The sequence below is a fragment of the Streptococcus sp. k-163 genome (assembly GCF_013277555.1).
GTDB lineage: Bacteria > Bacillota > Bacilli > Lactobacillales > Streptococcaceae > Streptococcus.
The window spans coordinates 155,054-178,020 of the sequence record NZ_VMND01000015.1 but is presented as its reverse complement, the minus strand read 5'-3'; the positions used below and the strand labels follow the sequence as shown (position 1 = coordinate 178,020).

The window sequence follows — 22,967 nt, the reverse complement described above, 5'->3', positions numbered from 1 at the left end:
TTTCCTCCTTAAATTTTAAGGGGACCAGACAAAGAAAAGACCTTGCTAGTGCAAGGCCTCAGTTAAAATCGTACAACAGAAGAGAGCACACTCAAAAAGTCTCCTCTAGAAAATTGCACTATTCTTTTATCTGACACCTTGTGAGTCTCTCTGGACTCCCCTTAAAGGTTAAATTTTTACTAGTATACTCTTTCAGATAAAAAAAGTCAAGTAGAAAACGAACATTCTACTTGACTTCACGAGATTATTTTTCACGAATGACTTCGACCTTGTAGCCATCAGGGTCTTTGACAAAGTAATAGTTTGGTGCAGTTCCTGGTAGACCATTTGGCTCAGTCACTTCATAGCCTTTGGCACTGTGCTCTTGATGAAGAGCTTCAAGATCAGGTGTACTGAGGGCGATATGGGCAAACCCATCTCCAACCACATAAGGACCATGATCGTAGTTATAAGTCAACTCCAACTCATAGTCGTCACCCTCAAGTCCTAGATAGACAATTGTGAAGGCATAGTCTGGAAAATCTCTGCGACGCAATTCTTTAAAACCAAAAGCATCTTGATAAAATGCGATTGATTTTTCAAGATTTTCTACTCGCAAGCAAGTGTGTAGCATTTTTGAAGCCATTTTTTTCTCCTTTATTTTTAAAAAGACTGGGACAATCCTGTTCCAGTCTCATCAGTTATTATTTACCAAGTTTTGCTTTAGCTGCATCTGCAAGAGCTGTGAAAGCTGCTGCATCGTTAACAGCCAAGTCAGCAAGCATTTTACGGTTAACTTCGATCTCAGCCAATTTCAAACCATGCATCAATTGTGAGTATGAAAGTCCGTTCATACGAGCTGCCGCGTTGATACGAGTGATCCACAATTTGCGGAAGTCACGTTTTTTCTGACGACGGTCACGGTATGCATAGTAGTAAGAGTTCATTACTTGTTCTTTTGCAGTACGGAACAAGATGTGTTTAGCTCCATAGTAACCTTTTGCTAATTTAAGAATACGTTTACGACGTTTGCGTGATACAACGCCACCTTTAACACGTGCCATGTTTTATTTCCTCCAAATATTTCCTAGAATTCTTTACTTACAGTCAAACTATTATTTCAAGCGAGTAAGCATTGCTTTGATACGTTTGTAATCTCCTGAATGCACCATAGATGCTTTACGAAGATGACGACGTTGTTTCTTAGTTTTTCCGTGGAAACGGTGAGAAGTGTAAGCACGGAAACGTTTAAGTCCACCAGAACCTGTACGTTTGAAACGTTTAGCTGATGCGCGGTGTGTTTTTTGTTTTGGCATGATTTTTTCTCCTTTATTTAACTTTCTGACAATTATTTTTTGTCAGTCGCTGGCGCCAATTGCATGAACATTTGACGTCCATCCATTTTAGCACGTTGTTCGATGATGGCAATATCTTGAGTTGCTTCAGCAAACTCGGCTAAAACTTTTGCACCAATCTCTTTATGGGTAATCATACGACCCTTAAAGCGAATAGATACCTTAACTTTATTTCCTTTTTCAAGGAATTTGCGTGCATTGCGAAGTTTTGTATCAAAGTCACCCTTGTCAATAGTTGGACTTAGACGAACTTCTTTCACAGTAACAACACTTTGTTTTTTACGTTGTTCTTTTTGCTTCTTCTGGTACTCAAATTTGAACTTACCGTAGTCCATAATTTTTGCAACAGGCGGTTTGGCTTGGGGTTGAATCAATACTAGGTCAACATTAGCATTATCAGCCAAAGCTTGCGCTTCACTGAGTGGCTTAATGCCTAGTTGTTCTCCTTCAAGACCAATCAAGCGAACTTCACGTACACGAATCTCATCATTGATGAATAAGTCTTGCTTTGCTATGGTTTTCACCTCTTTTGTTTTATTAGAGAAAAACAATAGCGGACTCGTAAATATACAAGCCCGCACGTTATGATAGCGTTTCTTAGAAACTTTTCATCCGTAGGGCCAGGCAACTTAATGTCACAAGGCGAGAAGCTCTCACTTCTGCTTTTCTCAACTTTTATATGATACCAAGTTTTCTAGCCCTTGTCAAGATAAAAAGTTATTTTTTTGAAAAGTTTGTGTTTGTATTTTTCATTGATTTCCTAATCAAAAAGAGAGAATCAAGTTGATTCCCTCTCTATGTTAGTTTTTACTTATTTTCCCTATAGGAAAGCTAGGATCTATTAAAAAATTCTTTTTTCTGTGAACTTCCCCATCTTTCGATAAATAGAATCCCCACTAACAAAAGGATAATCAGGCAAGGAAGTAAGACTATCCCCATGCTCCAATTCAGATTGACATTATCAATTTGCTTAGGTAATCTTCCAGACAAAATCTCCACTGAACGCAAGTAAGTAAAGGGAATCAGATGTGCAATCCTTTGAAGAGGCTGAATTGTTTGGATGCCAAACAATAAGCCAACAATCCCAATGAGTGAAAGAAAAAGGACAGGCATTTTTTGCTTGAAAAAGTAAGCAATCAAGTACACTACTTCCACAATGACGATAAAGGCTAAGAAAGCTAAGAACAAGCCAGGAAATAACACATCTTGTATCTTTCCAATAGTTACCTCTTGATTCACTAAGCTATAAATCGGGTAGGGATAATCTAACTGTCCAAAACCACTTATCAGACTTCCCACTAGAAAAGAAAATCCGCTGATTCCGATAAACAGTACAGTTACATAACCCACTCCAACTCCAAGAGAGGACATTGCAAATGTCACTTTTGAAAAAGGATATAACTGAGCTGTGTCCAGATGATTTTGATATCTTTCTGCAAATAGTTGCGTTAGCATAAAAATAATAGCAATCACAAACAAGGTTGGGATGATAGCCTCTAAAATCCAGATAATCTGATCAATCCCGTGGATCGGAAACTCCAAAGTATGTGCTTTTATGTTCAAGGGATACAGGGCTTGGTAAATCTTTCGTTGGCGGTCAACCGCCATTTTAAAGTCAGAGCTAACAGTCGGGTTATTTGATATCATTTCATAATTCTTCTCTTCATCTTGCCACTGCAAATAGTAAGCTTCTTTCCATCGCCCTTCTTTTAATAAAGTCAGAATTTCTGTCTTTTGAGTCGAATGATTTTTTTGCGATTCTAAATTAATTTTAGCAATCTGGTATTCCTCCGAGTTGGTATCAGATATTTGGGAGAGTTCCTCTTCATATTCATTGATGACTCTCTCATTTTTTACAAGATAGGTTTCCAACTCGCTCTCCAAGCTGACGGAGTTTGCAGTCTGACTATTAAAATAAAAGGTAACACCGAGTCCAGATACAAATAAAGCTAAGATAATCCAGTTTAAGCGACTTTTGAAAACTTTTTTTAATAAAAATAGACTAACATCTTTCATAAACTAAACCTCTTCTATCTGCCCCTGATGAATGGTTACTACTCTATCGCAGACATCAAGCAACTCTTCCTTATAGTGGGAACTTAAAAGAACCAGCTGTTCTTGTCTATCAATTTGTGCCAGCCTATCAAAAAACTTCTGTCGATAATACTCATCTAAGCCATTTGTAATCTCATCCATAAGCCAGCATTTCGCCTGACTGAGGAAATACATGGCAATCACCAAACGTTGCTTCATGCCTAAGGAATACTTGCGAATGGGAAGTCTGATATAGTCAGACATTTCCCAGTAATCAATTTCATCCCCCAAGTTCAGCCCTGACTTCCAGATGTTTTTGATAAGGCGAAGATAGTCCATTCCACTTAAGTTTCCATCCAGCCATTCAATACTCTCATAATAAAACAAAGAAGGAGGGGATGCAATATTTCCACTACTTATAGGAATTAAATTGCTAATGGCACGGAACAGTGTCGTCTTTCCAGAGCCATTGATAGCAAGAATACCATAAATCCTACCCTTTTCAAATGTAAAATCAACATCTTGTAAAATGACTTGTCGCGTTTTTAAGGTCACATGAGTAAGCTGCAACATATCTAGCCCTCCTTTTTGGATTAATAGCCTCCGCTGTAGTAGTTTAGTACCTCATAACGATCGTAATTCCAGCCAGAACCAACTTTATACTCAGAATAGCTATCATAACGAGACTGTGATAGTTCGTACTATACTTTCCAATCATACCGATAAGTTTTAAGGACGCTCACAGCAGATACACTGGACTAAAAAAGACCAATAGATCATAAACTAACTAATTAAACGGTTTTTGCTAATTTTTAATGGTTTTATTGCATTTATATCTTTAATATTGAACACGCTTTCATTATATCGTTTTTATCATTATTATGCAACAGATTTTTGGTTTTTGTTTTCTTACTAATCTATAACAACTTTTCCTCCTATCGAATGCTTTCGATTTTCCAACTATTCCAACCCTTAAAGCGTATAGCCCCTTGCTGGTCAGTTCGATATACTTTGCTATTGATAGTTTCCAGTCGGGTCAAGGTTTCCTGATGAGGGAGTTTCGTTCGATTGCTCTTTCCAACTGAAATGAGAATCACCTCTGGTTTGAGCTGTTCTAAAAAGGCTGAACTTGATGATTGTTTAGAGCCATGTTGGCCAGCTTTCAAGACATCAATTTTCAAGTCTGGATAGTGCTTCAGCAAGCCCTTCTCTCCTTTCTCCTCCAAATTTCCAGTGAAGAGAAAGTTTTTATCCAAGAGTTTTCCATACAAAACCAGGGTATCTTCATGATCTCCAATTTTCCTTGGAGATAGGACTTCTAACTGACTTCCAAAAATTGGCAAGTTTTCTCCTTCTGTCACACTGCGCACCTTGGTTTGAGTTACCTGTAGTTCTGCAACAAATTCCTTCTGTTTCAGACTGCCTTTGGACACTAAAATTTCCCCTACATGGAATGCCTTGGTCACCTCCAGCAAATCTCCAACATGTTCCTTGTCCGTATTTGTCAAAATTAGCTGATCAATCTTGGCTACTCCTCGACTTTTTAGATAGGGGATCAAGCTTCTCTGTGCATTGCTGGTCGTCGCCTTTTCTTGCCATTTTTCGATTTTCTTATTAGATTCTGCCTTGCCACCGACATCTATGAGAATGGTTTTACCAGTTACATCCCGTAAGAAAATACTTTCACCTTGCCCCACATCCAGCATGCTGATTTCATTTTCCAGTGGATGCTTGGTCAAGAAAAAGAGACCCACAATAAGTAAGCTGAAGCCAGCTACTCTTTTGATATTTTTCCTCAAATCATAGACCAAAGCCAAGGAAATTAACAATAAGATTAAAAGCCATACATTGGGTTGTCCAAAGACCAGAGGCCTACTTGCCACCTGCGACACCAAGCGAATCATTCCCTCCAACCATTCAAAGATAAAATTCAGCTGAATGACTGGATAGAGAAAGGAAAGGGCAAATAAGATAGACAAGAGCGGTAAGAAGACCAAGTCAAATAGAAAGGAAAAGACAAAGGTCAAAAGGATGGACCAAGGTTGAAATTCCGCAAAATAGAAGGACAGAATGGGCAATATTCCCAAGGAAATGACTAGACTTTCTCTGGCAATAGCCTTAAGCCCCTCTCCTTCTTTGCTAGTCATGGTCAAGATAAAAGCATAAGCGCAGGACAAGACTCCTCCTGCTGTCAAGAAAAAGTTGGGCATGATAATAAAGAGGACAAGCACCGTCAGAGCAAAATTATCCAAGCCCTTAACACCATGTTGAGCCAGTAACTTTTGCAAGAGACTGCGAATGACCGAGGCTGAAAATCCAGTCAGGCCTGCATAAATAAGGAAAAAGGGATAAGTTAGCCATTTCAACTTTTCTTGGGTCAAGCCCAATCGCAAGAGAAGTTTCTTAAAGCCATCCATGAAAAAACCTACCTGCATACCCGACAAGGCAAAGAGGTGGATAATTCCTAGACTAGAATAAAGCTCATTCATCTCCTCAAAGTCGGTGTCCAGATGTCCTAGTAAGAGCCCTGTCATGTAGTTCCGCATAGGGTCTGGAAAATGCGTCTTAATCCAAACTACAGCCTTTCGGCGTACACTGGACAGATTTTCACCTATATCCAAACTGCCAACCTTTTGAAGTGACTGGATTTTTTTGATATTGAGAATCTGGTAAATTCCCTGAGTTTTCAGATAGGTTTGGTAGTCGAAACCACCAAAATTTCTCTTCCCTTCTGGCTCCGAAAGCTTCCCTTCTAGTCCTATCTCATGAATGTCGGTTAAAGCTTGAAAGGTTTCTTTCTCCTCCTCGGACTGGAGTTTATAATAAACTTGAAAAATGCGTCCATCAGACTTGCCACGAAAGGATAGACTGTCACCATTGACTTTAATAGTATCAGGCAAAATCCGTACCCTTTCAACAGAATCCGCCAAATTTTGACTTGCTTGACTCTGTTGCCAATTTTGAAACAGAAACCAGAAGCCAAAGATTCCACAAATCACTAGAACTTTGCTAGCAGATTTCCAAGGAAATTGGAAAAAGAGACAGACTAGCAGAAAAACAAAGCCTAACAAAGCAAGATAGTATGCTGAGAAAATAGAATAGTAAAGCCAAAGCAATAGAAAACTCAGGTAAATTAGGGGAATAGGGAGTTTCTTAATCCACTGTAACATAGTCTTTTAGCTTTTCTATCGTTTTAGCACCAATGCCAGAGACCTTCTTAAGTTCATCAACCGACTTGAATTTGCCATTAGTCTCACGATGATCGATAATATCCTGGGCTCGTTTTCCTCCCAAGCCTTTGACCTGCTTGAGTTCTTCCAGACTGGCCTTGTTGAGATTGATTTTCTTTTCCTTGCTCGTTGAAGAGGCCGTCCCAGAAGCAGTCTGTTGACTAGCTGCTTCTTCTCCCTTAGTTGGAACATAAACCAGGGCTTCATCACTAACTTTCTGAGCTAGATTGAGCGACTTGCTGTCTGCTTGCTCTGTCAAGCCACCAGCCTTCTGAACGGCATCATTGACCCGACTACCTACCGGCAAATCATAAATTCCAGGTGCTTTAACAGCGCCTTTTACATCTACTGTGATTAGATCTTGTTCAACCGGTTCTTCCTTCTTCACTTCATTTTCGGATACCGAATCCTTGGAAACAGCTGCAACTTCAGCCTGCAAATTCGTTTCCTTGACAGGTGTTTGTGGAGATGGTTTTAGCAGGAAAAATCCTCCTACAAGTAAGCCCAGACCAGTACAGATGACAATGATTTTATACTCTTTGATTTTCTCGATAATTGCTTCCATATTTTCTCCTCTCTTAGATTATTCGTAAGAGGAAGAAAAAACAGTTGAAAATTTCTTTTCAACTGCTTATTTATTTGCAAAATAGTCTTCCTTGGTCAAGACATAATGAACTCTTGTCACGATTCGGCCTTCTTCATGCTGGTCAATACAAGCATAAGCTTCTTCGTGGGAAAAACGCATTCCTGATTTCTCCATGACCTTTCCAGACGCAGGATTATTCTTATCGTGAAGGGCAATCAACTTATTCATCCCTATCTTCTCAAAAGCTAGCTCAATCACAGCACGATTGGCTTCTGTCGTTAATCCTTGATTCCAATACTTTTTATTGATAATATAGCCAATAGCTGCCTTCTTAAGAGCAGGATCAATCTTGTGCAAATCAATGGTTCCGATAAATTTGCCATTGCTTTTTAGTCCTATCCCCCACCGTCCCAAGGGATTGGCCAAGTAGAACTGAGCAATATTATTTTGAGTTTCTTCCAAGCTTTGATTGGTTGGAAAAGTGTAACGCGTATTTTCTCTGTCCGAGGCATATTCAAACATTGCTTCCGCATCATCCAAAGTTACAGGTCTAAGCAATAAACGCTCTGTCTCCATTGTTGGATACTGGGATAGTTTTAAAAAGATTGATTCCATACTTCTCCTCCATTTAAAAATATTTTCTACCAGTCTAGCATAAAAAATAAATTACAACAAATTTTTCTTGCTTTTTAAAGCGGTTTCATATAGAATAAAATCATCACCTTATTTTATAGATAATGTGATAAATCATTTACAACCCGTCAATAGAAAGGGAGTTTTTCTCTATGTTAATCGGAATTCCAAAAGAAATTAAGAATAATGAAAACCGTGTTGCCCTAACACCTGCTGGTGTCCACAGCTTAGTCGGCCGTGGTCATCGCGTCCTTATCGAAACAAATGCTGGTCTCGGTTCTGGCTTTACTGATGCTGACTATCAAAAGCAAGGAGCTGAAATTGTCGCTACTGCTGGTGAAGCCTGGGCAGCTGAATTGGTCGTAAAAGTAAAAGAACCACTAGCTTCTGAATATGGTTACTTACGTGACGACCTGCTTCTCTTCACCTACTTGCACATGGCCGCTGCTCCAGAATTAGCAGATGCTATGTTGGAAGCAAAAACAACTGGGATTGCCTATGAAACTGTCCGTGATTCCCAAGGTCAATTACCACTCCTCGTACCTATGAGTGAGGTTGCAGGCCGTATGGCAGTCCAAATCGGCGCCCATTTCCTAACTAAGCAAGCAGGAGGTTCTGGTGTCTTACTGGGTGGTGTGCCGGGTGTACCTAAAGGGAAAGTAACCATCATCGGTGGCGGTGTCGTAGGGACCCATGCTGCTCGAATTGCGCTTGGTCTTGGTGCTCAAGTAACCATCCTTGATATCAGTGCTAAACGTCTTTCAGTCCTCGAAGAAGTCTTTGGTCATCAAATCCAAACCCTTATGTCCAATTCATTCAACATCGAAGCCAGTGTGAAAGATGCGGATGTGGTGATCGGAGCGGTTCTCATCCCAGGTGCCAAGGCACCAAAACTGGTCACAGATGAGATGGTCAAGCAAATGCGTCCAGGATCTGTCATCGTTGACGTTGCCGTTGACCAAGGTGGTGTTATCGAGACAGCTGACCGTGTGACAACGCACGATGAGCCTGTATATGAAAAACACGGTGTTCTCCACTATGCCGTTGCCAACATCCCTGGTGCGGTTGCTCGTACTTCAACCATTGCCCTAACCAATGTCACTCTTCCTTATATTGAAGCTTTGGCTGGTAAAGGTTTTGTACAAGCAATCTCTGAGGATGAGGGCTTGCGCCAAGGTGTTACTACTTATCAAGGTTACTTAACCAGTCTTCCAGTAGCCCAAGGTCTCGATAAAAAACATACTCCAATTGATGAACTAATCTAAAAAATCTAATTATCAGATAAAAGAAAGAGCAATTCCACCTGAACTGCTCTTTTTTGCTATTCTCTTTCTTCTTGGACTTCTTCACGCTCTTCTTTTTTAACTGGAGCTGGTTCATAAGCTCGGATAATCTGAGCGACAACTGGATGGCGAACCACATCCTTGGCTGAAAAATGAACAAAGTCAATCTGATGGATATTCTTGAGTTTCTCTTGGGCATCAATCAAACCGGACTTGACATTACGCGGAAGATCAATCTGACTGATATCTCCATTGACAATCATCTTAGAATTAAATCCTAAACGAGTTAAGAACATCTTCATCTGCATGATAGTCGTATTTTGCGCCTCATCGAGAATGACAAAGGCATCCTCCAAGGTCCGTCCACGCATATAGGCAAGGGGTGCAATCTCGATAATTTCACGCTCCATGAGACGAGTCGTCTGGTCTTTGCCTAGAATCTGATACAAGGCATCATAAACAGGTCTAAGGTAAGGATCTACCTTCTCTTTAAGATCACCCGGAAGAAAACCTAGACTCTCTCCTGCCTCAACCGCTGGACGTGTCAAGATAATTCGTTTGACCTGGCCACGTTTAAGGGCAGTCACTGCCAAGGTCACTGCAAGGAAGGTCTTCCCTGTTCCTGCAGGTCCGATTCCAAAGGTTACATCATGATGTTTAACACTATCCACATAAAGTTTTTGCCCCAATGTTTTGACACGGATAGGTTTCCCTGTATTGTCCTTGATAATTTCTTCTTCGTAAAGGGCGACAAACTTGTCGATTTCATCGTTTTTGACCATACTAATAGCCGTCACTACATCTGGCGTCCCAACGGTCATCCCACGATTGACCAAGACCATGAGGGCTTGAATAACCTGACGGGCTTCCTCACAAGCAGACTCTTCTCCCAAAATCTGGACAATCTCCGTACGAGCATGAATCACCACATCAAGCTCTTCTTCCATCAAACGAAGATGGCGTTCATTGGAACCAAAAAGATGAAACAGGTCATCTGGATGACTCAGTTGAATGTCTATTGAATGTTCCTTCAAATAAAGAACCTCTCTAATCCTTTTATTTCTTTTTATTATAGCAAAGTGGTGGAGAAATTACTAGCCCAACCCCAATGAATCATGCTAGTGTTCTAAGTATTCTTGCCAGATAGCGTCAAAGTCTCCTAGGTTGAAAGAGAAACTTGCATGTTCTTCCAAAAAGCGACTCACCTCATCAAAATCATCTGTGTGTTTTGGAAAGGCTGACTCCTCAAAAGCTAGGTCTGCCAATATAGCCTTGGGACTGTTACTTTTAGGATTGCGCTCGGTCATGAGCCAAGTGTAAAATGATTTTCTCATAAGTCTCCCTAAATCAATTCTGTACCAAACTGGTCTTGCTTGATTTTACCAGCCTTCATCAAGACACCAAGTGCCTTTTTAAACTGGCCTTTAGAAATACCAAAGGTAGCCTTGATGTCATCAGGAGATGATTTATCATTTAAGGTCATGAAACCGCCGTTGCTTTCTAAGTAAGTCAAAATCATCTGAGCATCATTTTCCAACATTTCAAAGGAACGTGGTTTGAGGGAGAGGTTCAAGGTACGGTCCACTTCACGGAAACCAATGACACGCGCATCTAAGACTTGACCCAAACGTGGCTCTGCGTAGCGCTCGCTAGGATGGATAAAGCCAAGCATGTTATTTTCTGGCAGGTAAACAAAGGTTCCTGACAACTTGAGACGGTAAACAATGGCTGGCCAGTTTTGGTTCTGCATGTTATTGTAGGCAGGACGAGCTAGACGTTGGAAGTCTTCTTGATAAGCCAAGAGTCCCCAGATACGGTCTTTCTTGTCCACTTCAAGACGGATGTAGAGTTGATCCCCCTTCTTAGGCCAGAGTTCCTTGAGTTCAGGGAGAATATCAAGTGATACTACGACTTCCTTATCGGGTAGACCTGTATCCACAAAGACACCCAAGTCTTTCCGAACTTCCGTTACAGTTCCCCAACCGAATTGATCCTGAGTGGCAGTCACTTCTAGAGTTGTCAAACGGAGTTTTTGCTTCATATCTGTATAAGCAAAACCTTTAACCGTGTCACCTACTGTATGCTGACCTTCTTCCTTAGCAAGAGCATAGGTTTGACCATCCTTTTGCACAAAGTAGAAACGGTCATTCTCATCGATGATCAGTCCAACGATAAAACTTGCAAGATTTGTATTCATATTTCCTTCTTTCGAATAAAACTCAGCCAGCAATGCCAACTGAGTTTTTCTGTTTATTTTTAGACTTCCAAAAGTTCTTTCTCTTTGTTGGCAGTCATGTCGTCGATGTGTTTAACAGCATCGTCTGTTACTTTTTGAATGTCTTTTTCAAGAGTCTTCAATTCGTCTTCAGTGATTTCTTTTGCTTTTTCTTGTTTCTTGGCTTCGTCCATAGCATCACGACGGATATTGCGAACAGCCACTTTAGCATTTTCGCCGACCTTCTTCACTTCTTTAGCAAGATCACGACGAGTTTCTTCTGTTAGAGCTGGGATAACCAAGCGAATCACAGAACCATCGTTAGCTGGTGTGATACCAAGATCAGAAGCGTTCAAGGCACGTTCGATATCTTTCAATGAAGACTTGTCAAATGGTGTTACCAACAAAACACGCGCTTCTGGAATGGTAATTGAAGCGATTTGGTTAAGAGGAGTTTCAACTCCATAGTATTCTACATGTACACGGTCCAGCAAGCTTGCATTGGCACGACCTGCACGGATACCACCAAATTCACGAGCAAGTGATTGATGAGATTGGGTCATTCTCTCTTTAGCTTTTTCAATAATTGCATTAGCCATAATCTTTCTTATTCCTTTTCTTCGATATTGTTTGAAACTGTTGTTCCGATATTTTCTCCAAATACAACACGTTTGATGTTGCCTGGTTGGTTCATGTTGAAGACAACCAAGTCAATGTCGTTATCCATTGAGAGGGTTGAAGCTGTTGAGTCCATGATACGAAGACCTTTATTGATAACGTCACGGTGGGTCAATTCTTCAAATTTAACGGCTGTCTTATCTTTCTTAGGATCGGCATTGTAAACACCATCGACACCATTTTTGGCCATAAGGATAGCATCTGCTTCAATTTCAGCCGCACGAAGGGCCGCTGTTGTATCTGTTGAGAAGTATGGTGAACCAATTCCGGCACCAAAGATAACGATACGGCCTTTTTCAAGGTGACGAAGGGCACGTCCACGTACGTAAGGCTCTGCCACTTGTTGCATTGCAATGGCTGTTTGCACACGTGTATCAACCCCAACTTGTTGCAATGAATCTGCCATCACAAGAGCATTCATAACAGTCCCAAGCATTCCTGTGTAATCTGCCTGAACGCGGTCCATACCTGCTTCAGCAGCAGGTTCTCCACGCCAGAGATTTCCTCCACCAATAACAAGGGCAATTTCGATACCTAAGCTATGAACTTCTTGAATCTCTTTTGCGATTGTTTGAACTGTTTGGATATCAATCCCTACGCCACGTTCACCGGCAAGGGCTTCACCTGATAACTTAATTAAAATACGTTTATACTTGGGATTCGCCATTTTCACTCTCCTTTTTTTATCCTACCTATTTTATCACAATTTCTAAGATTTTTATAGTATCATGAGCAATTCTTTCAAAAAAATTAGACAGTTAAAAATTCCTCTAAATCGCTGAGGGCACGCTCTGCAATTTTTTCATAACGAGCCTTCTTATCACGGATACGCTCGCCTTCCAACTCCTTGATAATTCCGAAATTGACATTCATTGGTTGGAAATGTTTGCTATCTGCATGAGTGATGTAATGAGCTAAGCTTCCGATAGCCGTCGTCTCTGGGAAAATAGCCTCACTTTCTCCCTTGAAAAGACGAGCCGCGTTAATTCCCGCAACTAATCCTGACGCTGCTGACTCTACATAGCCTTCCACACCAGTCATCTGACCAGCAAAGAAGAGATTTGGTTGTTTCTTAGAACGATAGGTCTGTTCAAGAAGATTTGGTGAATCCATATAAGAATTGCGGTGCATAACACCATAACGAACAAACTCAGCATTTTCAAGACCTGGAATCATTTGGAAGACACGCTTTTGTTCTCCCCATTTAAGGTGGGTCTGGAAACCGACGATATTATAGAGACTACCAGCTGCATTGTCCTGACGAAGCTGAACCACTGCATAAGGTGTTTTGAATTCTCCATCACGAGGGCCTGTATAATCGTCTGGATACTCAAGGCCGACTGGTTTCATAGGGCCATAAAGCATAGTTTTAATGCCACGTTTGGCCATGACTTCGATTGGCATGCATCCTTCAAAATACTTTTCTTTTTCAAAGGAATTGAGCGGTGCTTCTTCCGCATTGACCAAAGCTTCATGGAAATCCATAAACTCTTGCTTGGTCATAGGCGAGTTGAGATAAGCGGCTTCTCCCTTATCATAACGTGATTTGAGATAGACCTTGCTCATATCGATGGTATTGACGTCGATAATAGGCGCTGCCGCATCGTAGAAATAGAAACCATCTCCATTATTAAGGGCATGAATTTTCTCAGCTAGGGCATCACTAGTCAAGGGACCAGTAGCCACAACTGTGATAACATCTGTTGGTAATTCTGTAATTTCATCACGAACCACTTCAATCAAGGGGTGGTTGGTCACTTTTTCAGTCACCATCTGTGAGAAACCATCACGGTCCACCGCAAGCGCACCACCTGCAGGAACCCGTGTAGCCTCAGCAGATTCCAAAATAACAGAACCCAAGCGACGCATTTCTTCCTTGAGAAGCCCGACAGCATTTGTAAGAGCATCCCCACGAAGGGAATTAGAACAAACTAACTCAGCAAAATTGTCTGTTTTATGTTGAGGTGTTGACTTGACACCACGCATTTCATAAAGTTTAACTGGAATACCACGCTCTGCGATTTGGTAGGCTGCTTCAGAACCTGCCAAACCAGCACCGATAACATTGATATAAGATTGAGACACGACACTAATACCTCTTTGGGAGTTGAAGACAAGTTTCACATTGAAAAAGCCAATCGGACTTTCCTCGCTCTCGAGTTTTCTGGCTCAGGCTGAAAAAGTCCCCCCGGACTTTTTCACTCCCACAAATCTTTCTATTTTTTTCTTCTACTAGTATAACAAAAAAAGGGAAGAAGGCAAACTTCCCTGTTTAGTCATTTTCTTGTTTTTCTTCCCAGTCATGGTAGGCAGCGTAAAGCTGGCTTTTATTCCACTGGTAAAACTTAGCTACTTCCTTAATGGCTTGATTTTTCTTCATACCTTGCTGTATGCGGGCTTGGATTTCTAAGAACAAGTCTTCCTCGTCTTTTTCCTCCACATCCTGACTGGCACCTTCCACGATGAGAAGGCATTCACCCTTGAGAGGCGTTTCAGCGATACTTTCCAGCAATTCAGAGATTTTTCCTCGTTGGTATTCTTCGTAAATCTTTGTCAATTCTCTTACCAAGACTACCGAGCGGTCACCATAGACTTCTAGCATATTTTCTAGCGTATCTGCCACACGATGAGGCGATTCATAGAAAATTTGAGTTTCTGGATAGTCTTTTTTCAAGTCGAAAAATTGCTTTTGCTGGCCTGATTTTCTGGGTAAGAAGCCGTAAAATATGTGTGGCTGTGGCGCTAAACCACTGGCAATCAAGGCAGAAATTCCTGCAGAGGCACCTGGAACAGTGATAACTGCGATTTCTTCCTCAATCGCAGCCTTGACCAAATCATGGCCAGGGTCTGAAATGCTAGGCAGACCTGCATCGGATACCTGAGCAATACTTTGCCCTGCTTTCAGGAAATCAATCAAATCAGGAATCTTTTCCTTGGCATTGTGCTCATGAAAACTAATCTGTTTGGTAGAAATGTCAAAATGCTTGAGCAAAAGCCCTGTATTGCGCGTGTCCTCAGCAGCAATCCAGTCCACTTCTGTCAAGGTCTGGATAGCTCGAAAGGTCATATCGTCTAGATTGCCAATCGGCGTTGCCACTAGATACAGCTTGCCATAGGGAGACTGCCCCTTAAAACTTTTTTGAATCTGCATGCCTACTCCCTGTATAACAACTCGTCACAGAACATACATTCCTCGTCCTGCTCTCGACGTTGTCCATAAAAATCATTACAAACGTGAAATCCATCACGGTAAATGCGACGGACACTTTCGCGAACATGTTTGGCCTTGACGGGAGCATCTGCTTCCACCTCACCCAAGCGTTCGCGCAACTTACTATTTTCCAAGCGAAGAGCTGTATTTTCCTCTACCAGGCTCTTGAGATTTTTCTTGATGGCTTCCACATCGGCCAAGGTTACCAACAACTGTTGGGAAAAATCATCCAGCGCGTCAAATAATTCTTTTTTGTCCATAAAACAGCCCTTTCCTTTCTTTATCCTTCATTTTTGAGTTTATATTTCTTTTAAGACCAGATATTCCATGGCATTTTGAAAGCTGACATTGGCTTGCCACATTTTTCTAGCTTCTAGCAGATCTTGTAGAATCATCCTTACTCTTACTTGCAAGAGGTCCTGCCCACAGAGGACTTCAATAATCCGTAAAACCTGATCTTGTTTTTCCTTGTCATCTGCCAAGCTAGCTAATTTGGCTACTTGAAGATAACTTTCTTTTTTCTTATCTACTAACCAAGTTAGCAGGTGTTCACTTTCATCGACCAAGGTCCAAAAACTTGTCTGATTTGCCAACTTTTCTGCTTCAGCTCGCGATTGACTAAACTGAGCTAGGAGAGTCGCTTTTTTCTTAACCAGACTTGCTTGTTCTAATTGATGGATGAGCTTTTCTTCTTGTTTTTTAAAGTGGAAAATCTGGGTCCGACTTCGAATTGTTGGTAAAATCTTTTCCTCATCGCTGGTCAAGAAGAAAATGTAAACCTCACTCTGGGGTTCTTCGATAACCTTGAGCAGAGAATTGGCTGCGTTGGGGTGCATCTTCTCAGCTTGCTCGATAATAAAAACCTGCTGCTGGCTTTCAATCCCTGCTTGGGAAAACTGTCCCACCAATTCCCGAATCCGTTCTGTCTTGATGACCTGATTGACTGGCTTAATCAAAGTGACATCGGGAAATTCTTCCTGTTCAATCAGCTTGCAGTTTCGACATTTCTCACATGGTAGAACGCCAATTTTATCCGTGCAAAAGAGACTTTTAGCCAAAAAGTGCGCCATTTCCAAGCTTCCAAAGAAACCTGAAAAGAGATAGGCGTGATTGAGCTGTTCTTGTTCTAGGATACGGACAAAGCGGTCAAACTGGTCTGGTTGCCAAGCCTTTAGTTGATCTTGTTTCATTTTAGCAAGCCCATTCTGTCAAACAAGACAGCCTTGGTAGCTTCCACAACTTGGTCCAAGGGAAGACTGGCATCAATCTTGACAATGCGATTTCCTTCTTTTTCCAGGAGAGAAAGGTAACCTTGACGGACTTTTTTATGCAAGTCCAACCCTTCCAAATCCAAACGATTAACCTCGCGATTGCTATTAGCAGCAATACGAGCCAGCCCTTCTTCCACCTCGATGTCAAAATAGAGTGTCAAATCGGGTTTAAGACCATCTGTCGCAAAGTGATTGAGCCAGTCAATGGCGTCAATATCCAAGCCACGACCAAATCCCTGATAGGCAAGAGAACTATCAATAAAGCGGTCTATAATGACCAACTTACCAGCTTCAAGTGCTGGAAGAACTTTTTCCACCAAGTGCTGTCTGCGACTGGCGATATAGAGAAGGAGCTCTGTCTTAGCATCCATCTGAGTATGTCTTGGATCCAAAATTACTTCCCGAATCTTCTCCCCAATCAAGACTCCGCCAGGTTCACGGGTCGTCAGCACCTCTACTCCTTTTTCCTCTAAAATTGGTAGCAGAGCCTCTAAAACACTGGTCTTGCCTGCTCCCTCTGGTCCCTCAAGAGAGACTAAAAATCCTTTTGACATGTCTAACTCATTTCTTTTTTACTACTTCTATTCTATCAAAAAAATAGGGGTTTGTGACAATCTTTTTGTCTTCTCATTTCAGCCACCATAAAAGAGGCAGTCAAAGCCACCTCTTATTTACCTAGTTTTTTAGTTCGTTTGTAGGCTTTTTTGACTGCCTCCATAACGGTTCCTCTAAAGGCATGTGCTTCTAAACTAGCTACACCAGCGATAGTTGAACCGCCTGGGCTACAAACTTGGTCTTTCAAAACTCCAGGATGTTGCTGACTTTCAAGGACCAATTGCCCAGCTCCTACCACAGTTTGAGACGCCATTTTCAAGGCCGTTTCTCGTGGTAATCCCGTCTGAACGCCCGCATCTGCCAAGGCCTCGATAAAAAGATAGACAAAGGCTGGTCCACAACCTGCAAGACCTGTCGCCGCGTCGATTAATCCTTCCCCAAGTTCAACCAAGAGACCAGCCTTGGCTAAAAGCTGACAAAAGAGCTCACTATCCTCAGCCCTGCAATTAGGAGACAAGGCATAACTAATCACTCCTTGACCAATAGAAGCAGGGGTATTTGGCATCATACGAATAATTCGGTGTTGACTTGGGATAAGACTTGCTAGTTTTTCCAAGGTCAATCCAGCTGCCATAGAAATCAAAAGAAGACTTTCTCGTTTTTCAAGGATAGTATGATATTGAGAAAGCAAGTCTGAGAACTGTACAGGCTTAACTCCTAGAAAAATCACATCTGCTTCTGCGAATATTTCTTCATTGCTAGAAGCCTGACCACCAAAGTCGGCAATGAAAGCATCCACCTTAGCTTGACTACGATTGGCAAGGAGAATCTGAGCACCCGTATTGGTCTGCAAGACAGCCTTGGCCAAACTAGCACCCATATTCCCCAAACCGATAAATCCAATCTTCATCTCTTACTCCCTTATCTGCCCATCACCAGCAATCACATACTTGTAGCTGGTCAACTCTTTCAAGCCCATTGGACCACGCGCGTGCAATTTCTGAGTAGAAATCCCCATTTCACAACCAAGACCAAATTGGCCTCCATCTGTGAAACGAGTTGAGGCATTGACATAAACCGCTGCAGAATCCACTTGATCTGTAAAGTAAGCTGCAGCTTCAGCATTTTCAGTTACAATTGCATCCGAATGATGGGTACTGTGAGCCTCAATATGGGCAACCGCTTCTTCTAAACTGCTCACAACCTTAACAGCTAATACATAGTCTAAAAACTCGGTGTCAAAGTCTTGTGCTTCAGCTGCTTGGCCTGAAACAAACTGACTTGCTTTGCTATCTAGGCGGAATTGAATCGGTTCAAGTCCAGCTTCTTTTCGATCGACAACTAGCACTTGCTCCAAACGAGGAAGGAAGCTTGCTGCCTTATCTTCATGAACAAGCAGAACCTCCATGGCATTACAAACAGAAGGACGACTGGTTTTAGCATTGTTGATGATAGACAGAGCCTTGTCTTCGTCTGCATCCTTATCCACATAAACATGGACAATACCAGTCCCTGTCTCAATAACAGGCACAATAGCATTCTCAACCACTGCATTAATCAAGCCAGCTCCTCCGCGAGGGATGAGAAGGTCTAGATAACCCTTTGCCTTCATCATGGCATAGCTACTTTCTCGACTGGTATCTTCCACTAGTTGAATCACATCTGGGTGAATAGTAGTCGTTTCCAAGCCCTTCTTCAAGGCTGTGACAATAGCATGGGCTGTTTGATAGGCGTCCTTACCACTACGAAGAACAACCGCATTTCCACTCTTGAGAGCCAAAGCAGCCGCATCAGACGTCACATTTGGACGGCTTTCATAGATAATACCAATAACGCCCATAGCTACACGCTTCTTTGTGATAACCAAACCATTTTCAAGATGATTGGTTTCTAAAACTTCACCGATTGGATCTGGTAAGGCAACCACTTCACGAATTCCAGTTGCCATCGCTTCTATACGACCTGCATCCAAATAAAGACGATCCAGCATCACATCTGAGATTTTACCCTTGGCCGCTGCCATATCGAGAGCATTGGCCGCTAAAATCTCCTCAGTAGCAGCCACTAAGTAATCAGCCATGGCTAGCAGGGCTTGGTTTTTCACGACTTCACTAGCTGTGTTGATCGATTTTTTAACAGCCTGTACCTGTTCAAATTGTTCTTGTGTACTTACCATAGTTTACCTCTAAAATTCTGTAAAGAGTAGTTGGATTTCAGGAGTAATGGAAATCCAGTCATCACGGTGAATCAAGACACCCTTGGCTTTTTGAGAACGCAACATATCCTCCAAAGCAGATGCCCCAAATTGCACGCGCCCTTTTCCAAGTGATTTTCCACTTTCCTTGTCAAATACTGTCACGATATCACCGTAAGAAAAGGCTCCTTCTGCTTCAACAATACCAGATAAGAGAAGACTCTTTCCATGTTGAGAGAGAGCTTCAGCAGCCCCTTTATCAACCCAAATAGAACCTTGACTCTGAGCATAGAAAGCCAGCCATTGTTTCTGGGTACGAAGTCCCTTCTCTTGCGCAACAAAGTAAGAACCATCTTTGGTCTCCTCAGCCGCCTCAATCATGGCATCTACCTTCAAGGATGAGCAGATATAAACAGGAACTCCTGATTCTGTCGCAATAGTTGCAGCCTTGATTTTTGTTAGCATGCCCCCAGTTCCATTTGACGAGCCAGCTCCACCAGCCATATCAATAATCTCACGATTAATGGTCTCGATTCGCTCCAAACGTTTGGCTCTTGGATCTGAATTAGGATTTCCAGTATAGAGGCCGTCTACGTCTGTCAAGAGAACCAAAAGGTCTGCTTGGACCATAGCCGCTACCTGTGCACTCAGAGTGTCATTGTCCCCAACTTTGAGTTCATCAATAACAACACTATCATTCTCATTAATGATAGGAATCGCCCCACGGCTAAGTAGAACTGACAAAGCTTGATGGGCATTTTTATAACGACGCTTATCAACAAAGTCGTCCTGGGTCAGCAAGATTTGTGCAGAAACGATTTGGCGCAAGAGAAGATTGGTCGTGTATTCTTCCAACAAAAGTCCTTGCCCTACCGCTGCTGAAGCCTGTTTATCAGCAATCTTAGTCGGACGCTTTTTAAATCCTAAGGCCCCAAAACCAGCCGCAATGGCACCCGACGACACCAAAATCAACTCATGACCAGCCTCGTGTAGCATAGCCAACTGCTGGGTAATAGCCTTTACCTTACTACGTGATAAACTTCCATCCTCATTTGTCAGAGAAGAAGTCCCCACCTTAAAGACAATCCGTTTGTATTTCATAGTCTCACTCCGATTCTTCATATTTATCCATTATAACATGAATGGCAGAAAATAGAAAAAAGTTGATAGGAAAGAAGTCCCTAAAACCTTCTTTTTTGCCCCTTCTAGAACAAAAATAAAAACCGCTAATCCTAAGAATAGCGGTTTAATCATGTTTTTAAGCTACTAATGTAGTCGCTCTATTATTTAAGAGTAACTGAAGCTCCAGCTTCTTCCAATTTAGCTTTGATTTCTTCAGCTTCTGCAGTTGCAACGCCTTCTTTAACAAGTGCTGGTGCACCGTCAACAAGTTCTTTAGCTTCTTTAAGTCCAAGACCTGTGATTTCACGTACAACTTTGATAACGCCAACTTTTTTATCACCTGCAGATGTCAATTCAACGTCGAATGAATCTTTAGCAGCACCAGCGTCAGCAGCACCAGCTGCAGCAACAGCTACAGGAGCAGCTGCAGTTACACCAAATTCTTCTTCGATAGCTTTTACAAGGTCGTTCAATTCAAGGATTGAAGCTTCTTTAATTTCAGCAATAATGTTTTCAATGTTCAATGCCATTGTTATTTCCTCCAAATAAGTTTTAATTTTTATAATAGTTTTTTCGTAGCTAGGCTACGCTGCGTAGCTTAAGACTAAGCTGCGTCTTCTTTGCTTTCTGCAACCGCTTTGACTGCAAGAGCAACGTTGCGCACTGGCGCTTGAAGTACAGAAAGGAGCATAGAAAGAAGTCCTTCGCGGTTTGGAAGAGTTGCAAGTGCAAGAATCTCTTCTTTAGATGCGACAGCGCCTTCGATTGCACCACCTTTGATTTCAAGTGCTTCAGCGTTTTTAGAAAAGTCGTTCAAGATTTTCGCTGGTGCGATAACATCTTCGTTAGAAAATGCTACTGCAGATGGTCCAACGAATACAGATGCAAGATCTTCAAGACCAGCTTTTTCAGCTGCACGACGCAAGATTGAGTTTTTAATAACTTTATACTCAACTTCGCTTCCACGAAGCTCACGACGAAGAACTGTATCTTGCTCAACTGTCAAACCACGAGCGTCTACAACGACGATAGATGCAGCAGCTTTCATTTTTTCAGCTACTACGTCAACTAGTTCCGCTTTTTTAGCAATAATTGCTTCACTCATTAGTGTGTTCACCTCCGTTATTATTTTGCTTGGGGAATTTTTCCAAAAGAAAAACGCGCCCAAACCTAGACACGAAAGTACAATACGCTTCTTTTTACATGATACGTTTTGTCCTCGGTAGGATACTTATGAGTCGAGCTCCCCTACTGTCTTAGGCAGTTTTTTCAAACCGTATATAAGTATAGCATAGTCAAAAAAAGAATGCAAGATTTTTGCAAACTTTTTTTAAACTTTTTTTGGTTTTTCTTTTAAAGTTCTGCTGTCAAGACTTGGCCTTGCTTCACAACCTGTTCTCCGGCGATATAAACATCATCTACATCACTGGATTTGACTGCATAAACCAGGTGAGAGAGCATATTTTCTTGAGGTTGGAGATGGATTTTCCCTTGTGGTTGAATAACAAGAAAATCTGCTTGCTTGCCAACTTCCAGACTTCCAATCTGTTCTTCCATTCCAAGAACCTTAGCCCCTTCGATTGTCAGCGCCTTGAGAGCTGTTTCTATAGGAAATTGACTGGCATCTCCGCTCTTCATTTTCTGTAGTAGTGCTGCTGTCCGTCCTTCCTCAAACATATCTAGATTGTTATTGGAAGCAACCGAGTCAGTCGCAATTCCGACTACTACTCCCGCTTTTTGGAGCTGGATAATTGGAGCAATTCCCGAGGCCAGTTTGAGGTTACTGATAGGATTGTGGGCGATAGCCACTTGAGAGGTTGCCAAACGTTCAATTTCTCGCTCGTTTAATTCGACCCCGTGAGCAAAGACAGACGGATTATCTAAGTAACCCAGTTCTTCTAGAAAGGCGAGGGGGCGTTTGCCGTATCGTTTCAGGATAATTCCTGATTCCTCCTTAGTCTCCGCAACATGGATATGGATAGGAATATTCAACTCTTTTGCCATATCCAAACTTTCTTCCAGCAAGTCTCTACTACAGCTGTAAGGAGAATGTGGGGCTACCATAACCTTGAAATTTGGATTTTCATATCCTAAGATTTCCTCGATGATAGCTCGTGTTCTAGCAATAGTCTCAGCAGTTGTCTCCGCCTCAGAAGAAAAAAGGGTAGGAGAAAAATAACAATGCATCTTGGAATCTTTCACTGCCTGATAAATCTGCTCAATATCCACACCATTGGGATTATACATATCGTTAAATGTTGTTGTTCCTGACTGGAGCATCTCTGTCAGAGCTTCTTTGACCGCCTTGGTAGTCATGTCGGGAGTAAACTCAGCTTCTGCTGGCCAAATATAGTCTTTGAGCCATTCATGGAGATTGCTATCATCTCGAATCCCTCTCAAGCCTGTCATAGCAGAATGGGTGTGGCAATTGACCAATCCAGGCATGATCCAAGCTCCCTGATAGTCTATAATCTGCTCAGCTTGATCTAAAATCTCTGACTTCTCTTGACCAACATAGACGATTTGAGAACCCTTAACGGCTAAGATTCCATCTAGATAGACATGGAAATCTTGGTCACAAGTCACGATATTTACATGCTGAAAGACTTTCATACTAGGTT

At 41.8% G+C, this 22,967-nt stretch carries 26 protein-coding genes and 2 other annotated features; of the genes, 1 reads left to right on the top strand and 25 read right to left on the bottom strand.

Translation table 11 applies throughout. The features are described 5' to 3' along the window. Window positions 1-244 precede the first annotated feature (244 nt). The 9 genes from HT731_RS06890 to HT731_RS06850 all read right to left on the bottom strand — a co-directional run bounded on the left by HT731_RS06890 (window position 245) and on the right by HT731_RS06850 (window position 7,799). Complete coding sequence (locus HT731_RS06890; RefSeq protein WP_173278254.1) at window positions 245-625, bottom strand: VOC family protein; 381 nt, start codon at window positions 623-625, stop codon at window positions 245-247. 58 nt (window positions 626-683) lie between these two features. Then, window positions 684-1,043: a 50S ribosomal protein L20 gene (rplT, locus tag HT731_RS06885; RefSeq protein ID WP_000124834.1), complete on the bottom strand. Its 360-nt coding sequence runs from the start codon at window positions 1,041-1,043 to the stop codon at window positions 684-686. Window positions 1,044-1,094: 51 nt separating this feature from the next. Next, window positions 1,095-1,295 (bottom strand): 50S ribosomal protein L35, encoded by a 201-nt coding sequence (gene rpmI, locus HT731_RS06880; RefSeq protein ID WP_001125943.1) that lies wholly within the window; start codon window positions 1,293-1,295, stop codon window positions 1,095-1,097. Window positions 1,296-1,327: 32 nt separating this feature from the next. Further along, window positions 1,328-1,858, bottom strand: coding sequence for a translation initiation factor IF-3 (gene infC, locus HT731_RS06875; RefSeq protein ID WP_000848180.1), 531 nt, complete (start codon window positions 1,856-1,858; stop codon window positions 1,328-1,330). Window positions 1,859-1,873: 15 nt separating this feature from the next. Next, window positions 1,874-2,005 (bottom strand) — a sequence feature (ribosomal protein L20 leader region). Between the two features lie 160 nt (window positions 2,006-2,165). Continuing rightward, entirely contained in the window at window positions 2,166-3,350 is a 1,185-nt protein-coding gene (locus HT731_RS06870; RefSeq protein ID WP_173278252.1) for a hypothetical protein, read from the bottom strand. A 3-nt stretch (window positions 3,351-3,353) separates the two neighbouring features. Beyond that, window positions 3,354-3,941 (bottom strand): ABC transporter ATP-binding protein, encoded by a 588-nt coding sequence (locus HT731_RS06865; RefSeq protein ID WP_173278250.1) that lies wholly within the window; start codon window positions 3,939-3,941, stop codon window positions 3,354-3,356. Between the two features lie 362 nt (window positions 3,942-4,303). Next, complete coding sequence (locus HT731_RS06860; protein WP_173278249.1) at window positions 4,304-6,538, bottom strand: DNA internalization-related competence protein ComEC/Rec2; 2,235 nt, start codon at window positions 6,536-6,538, stop codon at window positions 4,304-4,306. Continuing rightward, window positions 6,522-7,163 (bottom strand): helix-hairpin-helix domain-containing protein, encoded by a 642-nt coding sequence (locus HT731_RS06855; RefSeq protein WP_125451246.1) that lies wholly within the window; start codon window positions 7,161-7,163, stop codon window positions 6,522-6,524. The genes HT731_RS06860 and HT731_RS06855 overlap by 17 nt, the downstream gene beginning before the upstream one ends. Before the next feature lie 66 nt (window positions 7,164-7,229). Beyond that, window positions 7,230-7,799 (bottom strand): GNAT family N-acetyltransferase, encoded by a 570-nt coding sequence (locus HT731_RS06850; RefSeq protein ID WP_125451245.1) that lies wholly within the window; start codon window positions 7,797-7,799, stop codon window positions 7,230-7,232. Window positions 7,800-7,969: 170 nt separating this feature from the next. Here HT731_RS06850 and ald point away from each other — a divergent pair, with 170 nt between their 5' ends. Then, window positions 7,970-9,082: an alanine dehydrogenase gene (ald, locus tag HT731_RS06845; protein ID WP_140833231.1), complete on the top strand. Its 1,113-nt coding sequence runs from the start codon at window positions 7,970-7,972 to the stop codon at window positions 9,080-9,082. A 56-nt stretch (window positions 9,083-9,138) separates the two neighbouring features. Here the strand turns inward: ald and HT731_RS06840 are convergent, their stop codons facing one another. From HT731_RS06840 to HT731_RS06765, 16 genes are all read right to left on the bottom strand, one after another. Beyond that, on the bottom strand, window positions 9,139-10,134 hold the full coding sequence (locus HT731_RS06840) for a PhoH family protein (protein ID WP_173278247.1): 996 nt from the start codon (window positions 10,132-10,134) through the stop codon (window positions 9,139-9,141). A gap of 84 nt (window positions 10,135-10,218) precedes the next feature. Then, complete coding sequence (locus HT731_RS06835) at window positions 10,219-10,434, bottom strand: YozE family protein (protein WP_001232084.1); 216 nt, start codon at window positions 10,432-10,434, stop codon at window positions 10,219-10,221. A gap of 8 nt (window positions 10,435-10,442) precedes the next feature. Beyond that, on the bottom strand, window positions 10,443-11,297 hold the full coding sequence (gene cvfB, locus HT731_RS06830) for an RNA-binding virulence regulatory protein CvfB (protein ID WP_173278245.1): 855 nt from the start codon (window positions 11,295-11,297) through the stop codon (window positions 10,443-10,445). 59 nt (window positions 11,298-11,356) lie between these two features. Then, complete coding sequence (gene frr / locus HT731_RS06825; protein WP_001262225.1) at window positions 11,357-11,914, bottom strand: ribosome recycling factor; 558 nt, start codon at window positions 11,912-11,914, stop codon at window positions 11,357-11,359. 8 nt (window positions 11,915-11,922) lie between these two features. Further along, window positions 11,923-12,660 (bottom strand): UMP kinase, encoded by a 738-nt coding sequence (gene pyrH, locus HT731_RS06820; RefSeq protein WP_000002996.1) that lies wholly within the window; start codon window positions 12,658-12,660, stop codon window positions 11,923-11,925. 83 nt (window positions 12,661-12,743) lie between these two features. Next, a complete protein-coding gene (trmFO, locus tag HT731_RS06815) occupies window positions 12,744-14,078 on the bottom strand; it encodes a methylenetetrahydrofolate--tRNA-(uracil(54)-C(5))-methyltransferase (FADH(2)-oxidizing) TrmFO (RefSeq protein ID WP_173278243.1) in 1,335 nt (444 codons plus the stop codon). Between the two features lie 187 nt (window positions 14,079-14,265). Then, window positions 14,266-15,144, bottom strand: a complete 879-nt coding sequence (gene rsmI / locus HT731_RS06810) for a 16S rRNA (cytidine(1402)-2'-O)-methyltransferase (protein ID WP_173278241.1) — start codon at window positions 15,142-15,144, stop codon at window positions 14,266-14,268. A gap of 2 nt (window positions 15,145-15,146) precedes the next feature. Continuing rightward, window positions 15,147-15,464, bottom strand: a complete 318-nt coding sequence (yabA, locus tag HT731_RS06805) for a DNA replication initiation control protein YabA (protein WP_000358228.1) — start codon at window positions 15,462-15,464, stop codon at window positions 15,147-15,149. 39 nt (window positions 15,465-15,503) lie between these two features. Then, a complete protein-coding gene (locus tag HT731_RS06800) occupies window positions 15,504-16,394 on the bottom strand; it encodes a DNA polymerase III subunit delta' (RefSeq protein WP_173278239.1) in 891 nt (296 codons plus the stop codon). Then, the gene (gene tmk / locus HT731_RS06795; RefSeq protein ID WP_173278237.1) at window positions 16,391-17,029 is read right to left on the bottom strand and encodes a dTMP kinase; all 639 of its coding nucleotides are present in this window, start codon (window positions 17,027-17,029) and stop codon (window positions 16,391-16,393) included. The genes HT731_RS06800 and tmk overlap by 4 nt, the downstream gene beginning before the upstream one ends. A 113-nt stretch (window positions 17,030-17,142) precedes the next feature. Further along, a complete protein-coding gene (gene proC / locus HT731_RS06790) occupies window positions 17,143-17,940 on the bottom strand; it encodes a pyrroline-5-carboxylate reductase (RefSeq protein WP_173278235.1) in 798 nt (265 codons plus the stop codon). A 3-nt stretch (window positions 17,941-17,943) separates the two neighbouring features. Continuing rightward, entirely contained in the window at window positions 17,944-19,206 is a 1,263-nt protein-coding gene (locus HT731_RS06785) for a glutamate-5-semialdehyde dehydrogenase (protein WP_173278233.1), read from the bottom strand. 9 nt (window positions 19,207-19,215) lie between these two features. Next, entirely contained in the window at window positions 19,216-20,325 is a 1,110-nt protein-coding gene (gene proB / locus HT731_RS06780) for a glutamate 5-kinase (RefSeq protein ID WP_061759781.1), read from the bottom strand. A gap of 182 nt (window positions 20,326-20,507) precedes the next feature. Next, window positions 20,508-20,876 (bottom strand): 50S ribosomal protein L7/L12, encoded by a 369-nt coding sequence (rplL, locus tag HT731_RS06775; RefSeq protein ID WP_001196965.1) that lies wholly within the window; start codon window positions 20,874-20,876, stop codon window positions 20,508-20,510. Window positions 20,877-20,950: 74 nt separating this feature from the next. Next, entirely contained in the window at window positions 20,951-21,451 is a 501-nt protein-coding gene (rplJ, locus tag HT731_RS06770; RefSeq protein WP_001287278.1) for a 50S ribosomal protein L10, read from the bottom strand. Between the two features lie 38 nt (window positions 21,452-21,489). After that, window positions 21,490-21,625, bottom strand: a sequence feature (ribosomal protein L10 leader region). A gap of 74 nt (window positions 21,626-21,699) precedes the next feature. Beyond that, window positions 21,700-22,959 (bottom strand): TRZ/ATZ family protein, encoded by a 1,260-nt coding sequence (locus HT731_RS06765; RefSeq protein ID WP_079114919.1) that lies wholly within the window; start codon window positions 22,957-22,959, stop codon window positions 21,700-21,702. Window positions 22,960-22,967: the final 8 nt, after the last annotated feature.